The organism is Streptomyces sp. NBC_00440 (genome assembly GCF_036014215.1).
Classification (GTDB): domain Bacteria; phylum Actinomycetota; class Actinomycetes; order Streptomycetales; family Streptomycetaceae; genus Streptomyces.
The window spans coordinates 2,461,002-2,474,786 of record NZ_CP107921.1 but is presented as its reverse complement, the minus strand read 5'-3'; the positions used below and the strand labels follow the sequence as shown (position 1 = coordinate 2,474,786).

The 13,785-nt window shown below is 70.2% G+C and carries 14 protein-coding genes and 2 tRNA genes; 15 read left to right on the top strand and 1 reads right to left on the bottom strand.

Going from position 1 to position 13,785, the window contains the following annotated elements:
* Nucleotides 1-30: 30 nt before the first annotated feature.
* On the top strand, nucleotides 31-681 hold the full coding sequence (locus OHB13_RS11030; RefSeq protein WP_266857075.1) for an SCO2584 family spore wall biosynthesis protein: 651 nt from the start codon (nucleotides 31-33) through the stop codon (nucleotides 679-681).
* Nucleotides 682-815: 134 nt separating this feature from the next.
* On the top strand, nucleotides 816-1,901 hold the full coding sequence (locus tag OHB13_RS11025) for an SCO2583 family membrane protein (RefSeq protein WP_266857077.1): 1,086 nt from the start codon (nucleotides 816-818) through the stop codon (nucleotides 1,899-1,901).
* Between the two features lie 66 nt (nucleotides 1,902-1,967).
* Here OHB13_RS11025 and OHB13_RS11020 read toward each other — a convergent pair whose 3' ends face one another.
* Complete coding sequence (locus OHB13_RS11020; protein WP_266857079.1) at nucleotides 1,968-3,104, bottom strand: M48 family metallopeptidase; 1,137 nt, start codon at nucleotides 3,102-3,104, stop codon at nucleotides 1,968-1,970.
* 115 nt (nucleotides 3,105-3,219) lie between these two features.
* Here OHB13_RS11020 and OHB13_RS11015 point away from each other — a divergent pair, with 115 nt between their 5' ends.
* From OHB13_RS11015 to OHB13_RS10955, 13 genes are all read left to right on the top strand, one after another.
* Nucleotides 3,220-3,363 carry a hypothetical protein gene (locus tag OHB13_RS11015; protein ID WP_266857081.1) on the top strand — a complete coding sequence of 48 codons (144 nt, stop codon included), beginning with the start codon at nucleotides 3,220-3,222 and terminating at the stop codon, nucleotides 3,361-3,363.
* An 81-nt stretch (nucleotides 3,364-3,444) separates the two neighbouring features.
* Complete coding sequence (locus OHB13_RS11010) at nucleotides 3,445-3,606, top strand: hypothetical protein (RefSeq protein ID WP_266857083.1); 162 nt, start codon at nucleotides 3,445-3,447, stop codon at nucleotides 3,604-3,606.
* Between the two features lie 46 nt (nucleotides 3,607-3,652).
* Nucleotides 3,653-4,249 (top strand): nicotinate-nucleotide adenylyltransferase, encoded by a 597-nt coding sequence (gene nadD, locus OHB13_RS11005; protein WP_266857085.1) that lies wholly within the window; start codon nucleotides 3,653-3,655, stop codon nucleotides 4,247-4,249.
* A gap of 18 nt (nucleotides 4,250-4,267) precedes the next feature.
* Entirely contained in the window at nucleotides 4,268-6,028 is a 1,761-nt protein-coding gene (locus OHB13_RS11000) for a LytR C-terminal domain-containing protein (protein ID WP_328376931.1), read from the top strand.
* Between the two features lie 113 nt (nucleotides 6,029-6,141).
* On the top strand, nucleotides 6,142-6,603 hold the full coding sequence (gene rsfS / locus OHB13_RS10995) for a ribosome silencing factor (protein ID WP_266857087.1): 462 nt from the start codon (nucleotides 6,142-6,144) through the stop codon (nucleotides 6,601-6,603).
* Nucleotides 6,600-7,253, top strand: coding sequence for a histidine phosphatase family protein (locus tag OHB13_RS10990; RefSeq protein ID WP_266861078.1), 654 nt, complete (start codon nucleotides 6,600-6,602; stop codon nucleotides 7,251-7,253). Before rsfS ends, OHB13_RS10990 begins: the two co-directional genes overlap by 4 nt.
* A gap of 111 nt (nucleotides 7,254-7,364) precedes the next feature.
* Nucleotides 7,365-7,437, top strand: a tRNA-Ala gene (locus OHB13_RS10985).
* A gap of 180 nt (nucleotides 7,438-7,617) precedes the next feature.
* Entirely contained in the window at nucleotides 7,618-7,770 is a 153-nt protein-coding gene (locus OHB13_RS10980) for a hypothetical protein (protein WP_328376930.1), read from the top strand.
* A gap of 3 nt (nucleotides 7,771-7,773) precedes the next feature.
* On the top strand, nucleotides 7,774-8,007 hold the full coding sequence (locus tag OHB13_RS10975) for a hypothetical protein (RefSeq protein ID WP_018103228.1): 234 nt from the start codon (nucleotides 7,774-7,776) through the stop codon (nucleotides 8,005-8,007).
* 85 nt (nucleotides 8,008-8,092) lie between these two features.
* Nucleotides 8,093-8,165: transfer RNA gene (locus OHB13_RS10970), tRNA-Ala, on the top strand.
* A gap of 338 nt (nucleotides 8,166-8,503) precedes the next feature.
* The gene (gene leuS / locus OHB13_RS10965; RefSeq protein ID WP_328376929.1) at nucleotides 8,504-11,419 is read left to right on the top strand and encodes a leucine--tRNA ligase; all 2,916 of its coding nucleotides are present in this window, start codon (nucleotides 8,504-8,506) and stop codon (nucleotides 11,417-11,419) included.
* A gap of 257 nt (nucleotides 11,420-11,676) precedes the next feature.
* Nucleotides 11,677-12,444, top strand: coding sequence for a hypothetical protein (locus tag OHB13_RS10960; protein WP_328376928.1), 768 nt, complete (start codon nucleotides 11,677-11,679; stop codon nucleotides 12,442-12,444).
* 195 nt (nucleotides 12,445-12,639) lie between these two features.
* Nucleotides 12,640-13,485: a DegV family protein gene (locus OHB13_RS10955; protein ID WP_266857096.1), complete on the top strand. Its 846-nt coding sequence runs from the start codon at nucleotides 12,640-12,642 to the stop codon at nucleotides 13,483-13,485.
* Nucleotides 13,486-13,785: the final 300 nt, after the last annotated feature.

Sequence of the window (13,785 nt, the reverse complement as noted above, 5' to 3'; positions counted from 1 at the left end):
AAATCCACCCACCGGGTCTACTCTGATTCCGTGCCGGACGACGTGGGGGGCAGGCCGTTCCAGGACGGCTGGGAGCCTGACGACGACCGCGGAGGAGCGGACGAGGAATTCGCCTCCGTGGTCTTCGGCGAGGACTTCGTCAGGGCCGCCACCATCCACGAACCGACCGCCGTCGAACGGCTGCTGGCCGCCGCGGAGGCGCGCGCGGAGGCCGAGGCCGCCAGAGCGCGCGCGGGCGGCTCCGGCGGCGATGACTTCGACGAGTACGACGAGTTCCTCCGCGAGAACGCCGCGGACTACGGCCTGCTGTACGGGCCGGGCGACGCCGGGGAGTACGGCGTGGGCCCCGACGGCGCCGAGAGCGGCCCCTACGGGCCGCACGGCGGTGTGCTGCGCCCGTACCGCGGCCGGGCGCGCTGGCACCGGCCGGTGGCCTGGCTGCTGGCCCTCGTCATGGGGATCGGCATGGTGGCCCTGGCCTTCGCCGCGGTCTACCGGGGAGCGTCGGCCAGCCGGCAGGACCAGGTGCCCGCGCCGGTGACGACCGGGGTCGGCGCCGTGCCGGGCGGCACGGGCGTCACCGGGCCGTCCCCGGCGGAATCGGTTCCGGCGGGCCACGCGGCCGGCCGCTCGCTCGGCCATTCGGCCCCACCGGCCGCCGCGCTTCCGCGCACGCCCTGACCGCGGCAGCCGACCGCCCGGACCCGCCCCGGCCATGGCTGCCGCGCCGCCACGCGCGGACGGTGTGCCGGCGGCTCGGAAGTTGGCCCGTACCGGGGCGTTTACGCAGCCCCGCCGCGACCTACTCTCAAGGTATGGCGGGGCGCGATGAGCCACCCGAGGGGTCACCCGAGGGCCTGCCCAGCGGTGGCGAGGACGAGTACCGGTCCGTCGTCTTCGACGAATCGTTCATCAAGGCTGCCCGGCTCCAGGAGTTCTCCGCGCAGGAGCGGATGGGCCGGCACGCCCGGGCCGTCCGCAGCCGCTCCGGATGGCCCGGCAGAGGCCCTGTGCGCCTGCTCGTCGCACTGGCGCTGCTGGTGCTGGCCTTCGGCACCGCGGTCTTCATGGGCATCCACCACCCGTACCGGCCGCCGCAGGTCAGCCGCGCCGAACCGCTGCACACCACGGTGATTCCGCTCGCGCCGCGAGGCGCGGTGCCGGGCGGGACACCCGCTGAGCTCTTCGCGCACAGTCCGGCCGCCGAGTTCCGTACCGGCATCTCCGGAGTGAACCCGCCCGGGGCCCGGAGCACCGCGCACTTCGCGTACAGCGACGTACTGGCAGCACTGAAGATCGCCAAGGAGTACGTCGTGGAGTCCTCGCTGGACCCCACGGTGCTGATGGGCGGCTCTGCTGAGAAGGTCAGGGACCTGATCGCCCCGGACCAGTACCCGCAGTTCGACCAGAGCCTGACAGCGCCATCGGCGGACGGCCGTCACGCCGCGACCGGCTGGCTGGTTCGCTTCGACCCCGCACAGGTGGCGCTGGCCGGCTCCGATGTGCGGGTGGCGGGCGTCCTGCGGTACGCGGAGGCCACGGACCGGACGCTGGAGGTGACCGCGGACCACACCTTCGTCTACGCGCTCAGGCCGGCCGCCCCCCGGGGCACGAAGGCCGGGCCCGCGAAGCCGGACGGCGCCTCGCTGTTCACCGTCCGCCGCGAGGTGCACTTCCGCTTCGGCGCGGAGGACCTGCGGCTGCACCAGGCGCAGGTGACCTTCGCCGATGTGCAGGCCGGGCCGCAGAGCTGCACGGCCGACGCGGCGAACCGGCTGCGCCCGCTGCTCGCCGGGCAGCACGCGGCCGACGGCGGCCCGGCCGGGACCGATCCGTACGCCACCGGCCCGGCCACCGCACTGTGCGGGACGCTCGCGGCCAAGGCCCTGGGATCGGATTAGGCCAGATCCCAGGGGCCCGGCACGATCCGGACGAGCGGCCCCGGGCCCGGACCCGGTGCCGCGGCTCTAGTCCGCAAGCGGTCCTTCCGTACCGGTGGCAGGGCCGTCGTCGGTGCTGCCGTCCGTGCCGCGCCCGCCCTTCCCGGCGTCGCCCCTGGCGCCGCCCGCTCCGCCACCGGTGAACTTCCCGCGCAGCTTCCCGCCCAGGTCGCCCGCACCGCCCGCGATATCGCCCACCAGCTTCATCAGCGGGTCCTTGCTGGTACGCACCGTGTCGGCGTAGTGCGATGCGGACTCCCGGAAGGACTCGCCGACCGACGCGTCCTTGTCCTCGTCGCGCCGGGGGTAGTGCCCGTCCATGATCCGCTGGAAGTCCCGGCTCTCCGCCCACTTCTTCAGCTCGGCTGCGCGCACGGTGGTGAACGGGTGGCTGCGCGGCAGCACGTTCATGATCTTGAGCACCGAGTCGCGCAGGTCGCCGCCCGCCTCGTACTCCTCGGCCTGCTCCAGGAACGCGTCCACGTTCATCTCGTGCAGATGGTTGCCACCGGCGATCTTCATCAGACCGCGCATCGACGCCCGGAGGTCCTGGCCCACGAGCAGCCCCGCCCGGTCCGCGGACAGCTCCGACTTGCGGAACCACTCGCGCAGCCCCGTCACCAGCGCCATGATCGCCACATTGCCCAGCGGGATCCAGGCGACCTTCAGCGCGATGCTCGTGAGGAAGAGCAGGATCGTGCGGTACACCGCGTGGCCGGAGAGCGCGTGGCCCGTCTCATGGCCGACGACGGCGCGCATCTCCTCCTCGTCGAGGAGCTCGACCAGCCCCGTGGTGACCACGATGATCGGCTCGTCCAGACCGATGCACATGGCGTTGGGCTGGGGATTCTGCGTGACGTACATGGCGGGGACCTTCTCCAGGTCCAGGATGTAGCAGGCGTCGCGCAGCATGACGTGGAGGTGCGCGAACTGGGCGTCGCTCACCCGCACCGAGTCGGAGAGGAAGAGCAGGCGCAGGCTCCGCTCGGGCAGCAGCCCGCTGAGCGCCTTGAGGACGGTGTCGAAACCGGTGAGCTTGCGCAGCGCCACCAGGGCCGACCGGTCCGCCGGATGCTCGTACGCCCGTGAGGAGATCCCCTCGAAGCGCCGGCGTTTCCTTCCCGGCACGTTCTCGTGACTGTTCTCGTGACCGCTGTCTGTCATGAATGTCCCCCTGCCTTCTGTCTTCGAGCCCTGCTCGTCCCCCTGGCGGGCCCCAGCGTATGCGGTGGGGCTACCGTGTGGCGGGGGTCCTACACCGAGAAGGAGCGCACCCGTCATGCCGGACGCGACCACACTGCTCGCCGCTGCCTCGAACCAGCAGGGGCCGGGCGACACCTTGCGGGTCCTGCTGGTCGTCCTGCTTGTCGGGGCTGTCCTGCTCGCCTGGTTTCTCCTGCGCGGATATCGCGACAACGACTGAGTCGGCGTGAGCGTGCCCAGCGGGCCCGCATACGATGTCCGCGAAGCCCCCGCTCCGACTCCCGGATAGGTCCTGCTGACCATGAGCCTCCACAGCACCGCTGCCAGCCTCGCCACTCTCGCCTCCGAGAGCGGACACGGCGGTAACCACCCCAGCCTCAGCCCCTACCTCACCGGTGGCGGTGCGTTCGTCGCGCTCCTGCTGCTGCTGTGGATCACCACCCGCTTCAACCGCGACCGCTGACCCGGGGCGCAGACGGGTAGGTGGCGGCCCAGTAGGGTCTGCACGCATGGGAGAGCAGAAGAGGCGTCTCGGCGTGATGGGCGGGACATTCGACCCGATCCATCATGGACACCTGGTGGCCGCCAGTGAGGTGGCCTCTCAGTTCCAGCTGGACGAGGTCGTGTTCGTGCCGACCGGGCAGCCGTGGCAGAAGAGCCACAAGGTCGTCTCCCCGGCCGAGGACCGCTACCTGATGACGGTCATCGCGACCGCGTCGAACCCGCAGTTCTCGGTCAGCCGCATCGACATCGACCGCGGCGGGCCGACGTACACCATCGACACCCTGCGGGATCTGCGCGGCCTCAACACCGATGCGGATCTCTTCTTCATCACCGGGGCCGACGCGCTCTCCCAGATCCTCACCTGGCGGAACGCCGAAGAGCTGTTCGCGCTCTCCCACTTCATCGGCGTGACCAGGCCGGGCCATGTCCTGACGGACGACGGCCTGCCGGAGGGCGGTGTCTCCCTGGTGGAGGTGCCCGCCCTGGCGATCTCGTCGACCGACTGCCGCGCCCGGGTCGAGCAGGGGGACCCGGTCTGGTATCTGGTTCCGGACGGTGTGGTGCGCTACATCGACAAGCGCCAGCTGTACCGCGGCGAATGAGCCGTGAGAGGGGCACCGTTGAACGACCGACAGAACCCGTACGTTCAGTACGACCAGTACGGGCAGCCGATGCAGCTCGTCGGGTACGACGAATACGGGCAGCCGGTGTACCAGCAGGTGCAGCCGCAGCAGCAGGATCAGCAGCAACACCAGCCTCAGCAGCAGTACGACCCGTACGGCCGGCAGCACGAGCAGGCTCCGGGGTACGGATACGACCCGTACGCGCAGCAGCAGCCCCCGCCCGCGCCGTACCAGGGTCAGGGGCAGAGTCAGGGGCAGAGCCAGGGCTACGACTACGACACCGGGCAGGCCGGGCAGACCGGGCAGCAGCCCGCGGTGGACACGGCCCAGCAGTGGATCCCGCAGCAGAGCCAGGCACCGCAGGCGCAGCCCCCTCGGACACAGCCCCCGCAGGCGGCCCAGCCCCATCAGCCGCAGCCCTCCGAGACCCAGGCGCCGCGGCAGCCCGAGCAGCCGCAGCGGGCCGTTCCCGGCCAGCGCCGGCCCGCCGCTCCGGGTGACGACGAGTACAAGACCGAGCAGTTCTCCTTCATCGAGGAGCCCGACGAGGACTCCGAAGACGTCATCGACTGGCTGAAGTTCACCGAGAGCCGCACCGAGCGGCGCGAGGAGGCGAGGCGCCGGGGACGTACCCGCGTCGTTTCGCTGGTCGTCGTGCTGGCGCTCGTCGTCGCGGGCGGTGTCGGCTATCTCTGGTACGCGGGCAAGCTGCCCGGGATCTCCGGAGCGGGCGACGGCAGCGCCACGGCCTCCGGCGCGCAGCAGCGCAACGCGATCGTGGTCCATCTGCACAACACGAAGAGCGGCGGCACATCGACCGCGCTGCTCGTCGACAACGTCACCACCGGCAAGGGCACCACGCTCCTGCTGCCCAACTCCCTTGCCGTGTCGAACGATGACGGCACGGCGACCACGCTCGGCAAGTCCGTGGACGACGACGGCTCGGACGGCACCAGGGACGCGCTGGACACCCTCCTCGGAGCCAAGATCGGCGGCACCTGGCGGCTCGACACCCCGTATCTGGAGAACCTGGTCGAGATGGTCGGCAATATCGACATCGACACCGACGTCGACGTGCCGGACACCAAGAAGGGCGCCGAGCCGCTGGTGCACCGGGGCAAGGACCAGACGCTCAGCGGTCAGATGGCGGTCGCGTACTCCACCTACCGCGCGCCCGGCGAGCCCGAGGCGAAGCAGCTGGAGCGGTTCGGGCAGGTCATGCAGGGCGTCCTGAAGAAGATCTCGGACGATCCGCAGGCCGCGACGGCCACCGTGAAGAACCTGGCGCAGATCCTGGACCCGTCCCTGACCGACAAGGACCTGGGCGCGTCCCTGGCCAAACTCGCCGCACACGCGAAGAAGGGCGACTACAGCACGCAGCTGCTGTCCGTACGGAGCGACGGCACGATCAGCCCGCAGGCGAGCGCCAGTGTGGTCAAGAACGTACTCGGCGGTTCGGTGAAGGCGCCCGACCAGGGCGATGCGGTGAGCGTGGCGATCAGCAACGCCAGCGGCCGGACGGCCGCGACGGAGAGCGCCAGGATCGCCCTCGTCAACGGCGGCTACTCGGTCGCGGTCGGCGGAACCGCAAGCGCCACGGCGTCGTCGCAGGTCAGCTATGGCGACCCGGCGCAGAAGGCCAAGGCGGAGGAAGTGGCGAAGACGCTGGGGCTGCCGGCCGGATCGGTCCACAAGGGCAAGGCCGCCGCGAATGCGGACGTCACCGTGGTGCTGGGGCAGGATTACAAGGTCACCTGAGTGCTGGGGGCCGTCCGGAGGCTGCCGGCCGCCGGGCGGTCATAAGAATTGCAGGACCGTCGGCGGTCCGTGAGACCCTTGGGTACTCCACGACCGCCGACGAAAGCCTGCCAGTGACCGCCACGGACCGTTCCATCGAGCTCATCAACGCCGCCGCTCAGGCGGCCGCCGACCGGCTCGCGCACGACATCACCGCGTACGACGTCAGCGATGTGCTGTCGATCACCGACGCCTTCCTGCTCGCATCGGCGCCCAACGACCGCCAGGTCAAGTCGATCGTCGACGAGATCGAGGAGCGGCTGAACAAGCAGCTCGGCGCCAAGCCGGTGCGCCGGGAGGGCGACCGCGACGCCCGCTGGATCCTCCTCGACTACGTCGACATCGTCGTCCACGTCCAGCACAGCGAGGAGCGGGTCTACTACGCGCTGGAGCGCCTCTGGAAGGACTGCCCCGAGATCGCCCTGCCCGAGGACGCCGTCAAGACCCGCGGCAAGGCCGAGGAGCACGCCAGGCTCAACGGCATCGAGGGCCCCGACGCCGACCTGGACGCCGACCTGGACGGTGAGCTGCACTGAACGGCACCAAGGGCGGCCGTGGCCGCCGCATCGTTCTCTGGCGGCACGGCCAGACCGCCTGGAACCTGGAGCGCCGCTTCCAGGGCTCCACGGACATCGAGCTGACCGAGACCGGTATCGGCCAGGCGCGCCGGGCGGCCCGGCTGCTCGCCTCGATGAAGCCCGACGCGATCGTGGCGTCCGACCTCAGCCGGGCGGCGACCACCGCCCGTGAGCTCGGGGCCGTGACCGGCCAGGACATCACGTACGACGCCGCCCTGCGCGAGACGTACGCGGGCAGCTGGCAGGGGCTCACGCACGACGAGATCATGGCGAGCTTCGGCGAGCAGTACGCGGCGTGGAAGCGCGGCGAGCCCGTGCGGCGCGGCGGCGGCGAACTGGAGTCCGAGGTCGCCGACCGGGCCGCCCCGGTGGTCCTCGCCCATGCCGACGCGCTGCCCGACGACGGGACGCTCGTCGTCGTCAGCCACGGCGGCACCATCCGCACCACCATCGGCCGGCTCCTCGGTCTGGAGTCGCGCCACTGGGAGAGCCTGGGCGGGCTCTCCAACTGCTGCTGGTCGGTACTGGGCGAGGGCGCCCGCGGCTGGCGGCTGCTTGAGCACAACGCCGGGACCCTCCCCGAGCCGGTGCTCGGCGACGACGACTGAGCACCCCGTGAGGGACGTCCGGGCGGATTTCACTTTCCGGCTGGTCGCAGGCTAAAGTTCTTCTTGTTCGCGCCGCAGGACGCAGAGAATGCAGCGAGCGAAGCGAACAGCGGGGCTATAGCTCAGTTGGTAGAGCGCCTGCATGGCATGCAGGAGGTCAGGAGTTCAATTCTCCTTAGCTCCACAGTCGGAAGCTCCGGATTCGGAGCAAGGAGAAATCCCGTCCCCATCAGGGGGCGGGATTTTTCGTCCGCCCGTCCGCCCCCGGCTTGTCCGTCCGCCCGAACGCCGCTGCCCCTCTTGCGGGGCCATGGCAGAATCGGAGCGCCGGAGGGACGCCGGCCCGGAGGGAGGGGAGAGCGCGATGCCCGCGAGCATGCTCGATCGCGTTCACGCCCTGGCCAACGAGGCGAAGACCCGCACTCGCCCCCGCCACCGGGACCCGCTCAACTGCCCCTCGCTGTCCGTCCGTCCGGCCTTTCCCGACCGCCCGCCCCGCGGCCACAGCTGGAGCTGACTGATGGGTGCACACAGGAGGAAATGCGACTGGTGCGGCAGTGGTACGCCCATCGTCAGGGACATGGATCCGGTCAACGCGGACTACCAGTACTGGTGCGAGGAGTGCGCGCGGGCGCTGATCATAAAGGGCGACCCGATCGAGACCTACCGTGAGCTGGAGGGGGAGCCGATCTACGGCCGGCTCCTGGAGGAGCACTGCACGCTCAAGCGGTTCTACTCCTTCGCCACCGCCTGACCGCGGAACGGATTTGGCGGAGCAACGGGGGACCGGTAATGTTGGCGGAGCCGAGGGGGTAACCCCGCAGAACGGCCGACAGTACGGGGCTATAGCTCAGTTGGTAGAGCGCCTGCATGGCATGCAGGAGGTCAGGAGTTCAATTCTCCTTAGCTCCACAGTGAGACCTCAGGTGAGGTCGACAGAAGCGGGTCATCCGAATCGGATGGCCCGCTTCTGTGTGTGCGGCCACCTTCCGCGTGTGCGCGGCCCGCTCCGTGCCGCCGCCGCAGCCAGGTGTCCGCGCGGGCCGTACGGTGCCTGCGGTACCCTGACGCCATGCGTGCCGTACGCCTCCTGCTTAGTGAGCCGCGCTGATCAGTCCCGACCGATGAAGTGTCCCCGGTCGGCATCAGCGCGGCGTCCCCTCCTGTGCGAGGGGCTTTTTCGTTTGGTGCCACAGGCACCACAGCCATGAGGATCGCGGGCAGAGACGACCGATGGAGCTTTGAGGATCATGACCGAGACGAATTCTTCCCCCGCTGCCGCAAGCGCGGGAGGGCCCTCATCCGAGGTGGCCGCAGCGCACCGTTACACCGCTGCCATGGCCGCCGACATCGAGGCACGCTGGCAGGACTTCTGGGACGCCGACGGCACGTACGACGCACCGAACCCGACGGGTGAGCTGGCGGACGACCCGGTCATGGCGGCCAGGCCCAAGAAGTTCATCATGGACATGTTCCCGTACCCCTCCGGCACCGGCCTGCACGTCGGCCACCCGCTGGGCTACATCGCCACGGACGTCTACGCCAGGCACCAGCGCATGACCGGCCACAACGTCCTGCACACCCTGGGCTTCGACGCCTTCGGCCTGCCGGCCGAGCAGTTCGCCGTACAGACCGGCACCCATCCGCGGGCCTCCACCGAGGCCAACATGGAGAACATGAAGTCCCAGCTGCGCAGGCTGGGACTGGGCCACGACAAGCGCAGGTCGTTCGCGACGATCGACCCCGAGTACTACAAGTGGACCCAGTGGATCTTCCTGCAGATCTTCAACTCCTGGTACGACCAGGACGCGCAGCAGGCCCGCCCGATCGCCGAACTGGCCGCCCAGTTCGAGAGCGGTGAGCGCCCTGTCCCCGGCGGCCGTGAGTGGAGCGCGCTGGACGCGGTGGCCCGTGCCGACCTGCTGAGTGAGTACCGGCTGGCGTACGCGTCGGACGCCCCGGTCAACTGGTGTCCCGGCCTGGGCACCGTCCTGGCGAACGAGGAAGTGACCGCCGACGGCCGCTCCGAGCGCGGCAACTTCCCCGTCTTCAAGGCGAAGCTGCGCCAGTGGAACATGCGCATCACCGCGTACGCGGACCGGCTGCTGTCCGACCTGGACGCGCTGGACTGGCCCGAAGCGATCAAGCTGCAGCAGCGGAACTGGATCGGCCGCTCCGAGGGCGCCCGCGTGGACTTCGCGGTCGGCGGGGACTCCCGTCCGATCACGGTCTTCACCACCCGCCAGGACACGCTGTTCGGCGCGACCTACATGGTGCTGGCGCCCGAGCACGAGCTGATCTCCGGCGACAAGCCGATCGTCCCGGACGCCTGGCCCGAGGGCACGCACGACGTGTGGACCGGCGGCCACGCGACCCCCGGCGAGGCCGTCGCCGCCTACCGGGCCTTCGCCGCGTCGAAGTCCGACGTCGAGCGGCAGGCCGACGCGAAGGAGAAGACCGGCGTCTTCACCGGTGTGTACGCGGTCAACCCGGTCAGCGGCGACCAGGTTCCCGTCTTCATCGCCGACTACGTCCTGATGGGGTACGGCACCGGCGCGATCATGGCTGTCCCGGCGCACGACAGCCGTGACTTCGCTTTTGCGCGCGCCTTCGAGCTGCCGATGCGCTGTGTCGTCGAACCGTCCGACGACCGCGGCACCGACCCCTCCACCTGGGACGACGCCTTCGCCTCGTACGACGCGAAGCTGGTCAACTCCACCCACGACGGCATCTCCCTGGACGGCCTGGGCGTCGCCGATGCCAAGGAGCGGATCACCGAGTGGCTGGCCGCGCGCGGCGCCGGTGAGGGCACGGTCAACTTCCGGCTGCGCGACTGGCTGTTCAGCCGCCAGCGCTACTGGGGCGAGCCCTTCCCGATCGTCTACGACGAGGACGGCATCGCGCACCCGCTGCCCGAGTCGATGCTGCCGCTGGAACTGCCCGAGGTGGACGACTACTCGCCGCGCACCTTCGAGCCGGACGATGCGGACACCTCTCCCGAGACCCCGCTGTCCCGCAACGAGGACTGGGTCAACGTCGAGCTGGACCTGGGTCTGGGCGACGGTGTCAGGAAGTACCGCCGCGAGACCAACACCATGCCGAACTGGGCCGGTTCCTGCTGGTACGAGCTGCGCTATCTGGACCCGCACAACAGCGAGAAGCTGGTCGACCCGGCCATCGAGCAGTACTGGATGGGCCCGCGCGACGGCCAGCCGCACGGTGGCGTCGACCTGTACGTCGGCGGCGCCGAGCACGCCGTACTGCACCTGCTGTACGCGCGGTTCTGGTCCAAGGTGCTGTTCGACCTGGGGCACATCTCGTCGGTCGAGCCGTTCCACAAGCTGTACAACCAGGGCATGATCCAGGCGTTCGTCTACCGCGACAGCCGTGGGATCGCGGTGCCCGCCGCCGAGGTCGAGGAGCGGGACGGCGCGTTCTGGTTCGAGGGCGAGAAGGTCAGCCGCGTCCTGGGCAAGATGGGCAAGTCCCTGAAGAACGCGGTCACTCCGGACGAGATCTGCGCGGAGTACGGCGCGGACACCCTGCGCCTGTACGAGATGGCCATGGGCCCGCTGGACGTGTCACGGCCGTGGGACACCCGCGCGGTGGTCGGCCAGTACCGGCTGCTGCAGCGGCTGTGGCGCAACGTCGTGGACGAGGAGACCGGCGAGGCCGGTGTCACCGACAGCGAGCCCGGTGAGGAGACGCTGCGCGCGCTGCACAAGGCGATCGACGGCGTCGGCCACGACATGGCGGGGCTGCGGTTCAACACCGCCATCGCCAAGGTCACCGAGCTGAACAACTACCTGACCAAGGCGGGCGGCCCGGTGCCGCGCACGGTGGCCGAGCAGCTGGTCCTGCTGGTCGCGCCGCTGGCGCCGCACATCGCCGAGGAGCTGTGGCGCAGGCTGGGGCACACCGAGTCCGTGGTGCACCAGGACTTCCCGGTGGCGGACCCGGCGTATGTCGTGGACGAGACCGTGACGTGTGTCGTCCAGGTCAAGGGCAAGGTGAAGGCGCGGCTGGAGATCTCCCCGTCGATCTCGGACGAGGACCTGGAGAAGCTGGCGCTGACCGACCCGGGTGTGGTCGCGGCGCTGGGCGGGGCCGGGATCCGCAAGGTGATCGTGCGGGCGCCGAAGCTGGTGAACATCGTTCCGGCCTGATCGGAGCTGATCCGGGCTGGTCCGGGCTGATCTGGGCTGATCTGGCTTGTTGTCGGTCCGATCAGGCCTGCCGGTCTGATCGGGGCTGGTCTGGTCTGATCAAGGCTGGTCCAGTCTGATCGGGGCTGGTCCGGCCTGATCGGCGCGGGAAGCCCCGGGGTTTCCCCTACGGGCAGGTTGGGGGTTCTGATGGAACCCTCAGCCTGCCCTTTCCGTTTACCGTGGAGGTATCGAGTCCGACAACCGAGGGACGCTCCATGGAAGCCGTGATCCTGATCCTGGTGCTGCTGTTCCTCGTCTTCGTCGGCGTGGGGGCGTACGCGGCGGTCAAGGTGGTGGGAGCCGCGAGGCGGAGCGTGGACCGGACGATTTCGCAGGCCCGGCGCACCGTCGAGGACACCACGCTGCGGGCGAAGAGCTACGGCCAGCCGGGCGCCGCGGGAGAGGTGGCGCAGCTGAGGCTCTCGCTGCGCACGTCGATGCGGGCCACTCAGGACGCCCTGCACGCGGGCGTGGCCGAGGACGAGTCGCTGCGCGAGACGCTGGGCCTCTTCGAGCGGCTCAGCGCGCACGGCCTGGAGCTGGATGCTGAGCTGCGGCGGCTGGAGCGGGAACCGGACAAGACCGGGCTCAGGCAGCGGCTGCCGGCCCTCCGGGAACGCACGGAGCAGATCACGCACTCGGCGGATGCGCTGCGCTGGGCGGCCCGGGACCGGGCGCGGAAGTTCGCCGACGACGATCTGATCGCGCTGAACGAGCAGATCGATGTGGAGGCGGGGGCGCTGCGGCACTGGACGACACCGGCGGCCGACGGGCATCCGCAGGGGCAGGCAAAGAGTGCCGGTTCCGGTTCCGATTCCGGTTCGCCGGCCGACTCGGGGTCCTGGTCCTCGGCCGGTGAAGGGGCCGCCGATGCGAGCGACGCCGGACACCGGGCCGCGCCCGACGCGATCACCGGCAGGGACCCGAACCGGCAGCAGCGCTACCCGTGGCAGAAGGCTGCGCGCCCGGAGAGCACCACCTGAGTGACCGTCGAAAGCACCTCAGGCGCGGGGACAGGCGCGGGTACGGGCACCGGTGCGGGCGCGGGTACGAGTACCGGCACAGGCACGGATTCCGCCGGCTCTTCCGGTTCCGCTGGTTCCGCTGACGAGTCCGCCGGTTCCGCTGACGAGGGGTCGCACTGCCGGGCCGCCGCACCTGCGGGTAATCTCCGGCTCATGTCCCGCCATGTCGCGATCGTGACCGATTCCACGGCCTACCTGCCGCAGCAGACCCTGGCGCGGCACAACATCACAGCGGTGCCGCTGACGGTGGTCCTCGGCGACCGGGCCCTGGAGGACGGTACGGAGACCTCGGCCCGCGCCCTGGCGCTGGCCCTGCAGAAGCGGCGTTCGGTGACCACGTCCCGGCCCGGCCCTGAGGTGTTCGCCGCCACCTACCGGGCGGCAGCCGACGCGGGTGCGAGCGGAATCGTCTCGCTCCATCTGTCGTCCGAGTTCTCCGGTACGTACGACGCCGCGGTGCTGGCGGCGCGGGACGCCCCCGTCCCGGTCCGCGTGGTCGACACCGGCATGGTCGCCATGGCCCTCGGCTTCTGCGCGCTCTCCGCGGCCGGGACGGCCGGGTCGGGCGGTTCGCTGGACGAGGCGGTGGCGGCCGCGGAGAAGTGCGCCGGGGGGATGTCCGCGTACTTCTACGTGGACACGCTGGACTATCTGCGCCGCGGAGGCCGGATCGGCGCCGCACAGGCACTGCTCGGCTCGGCTCTCGCGGTGAAGCCGCTGCTGCAACTCGACGGTGGCCGTATCGAGATGCTGGAGAAGGTACGGACGGCCTCGAAGGCGATTGCCCGGCTGGAGGAGATTGCCGCCGACCGGGCGGGGGACGGCCAGGTGGACATCGCGGTGCACCATCTGGCGGCACCCGAGAGGGCGGCCGCACTCGCGGAGCGACTGCGGGAACGGGTGCCGGGGCTTGTGGACCTGCACGTCAGCGAGGTCGGCGCGGTCATCGGCGCGCATACGGGCCCTGGGCTGCTCGGGGTTGTGGTCTCGCCCCGCTGAGTGGATCTCTCGGCCGGATCCGCTGAGTTGATCTGCTGTGTTGATCTGGCTGGGTTGATCTATTGGGCGGATCTGCTGAGTGGATCTGCGAGTTGATCTGCTGGGCGGACCGGAGGCGCTCGTTCGGGTGGCCGTGTTATCCACAAGTTCCGGTGTTTCCACCGTAATTGACCTTGATCAGCAAGGTTGTGCCGACCTCTCTACTGTCTCGTGGCATGACTTCCCGCACGCTCACGTCACGTTCCGCGACCAGCGGTCCCGGCCGGGCTCCGGCATCGGACGGCCGCACCCGTCACACCG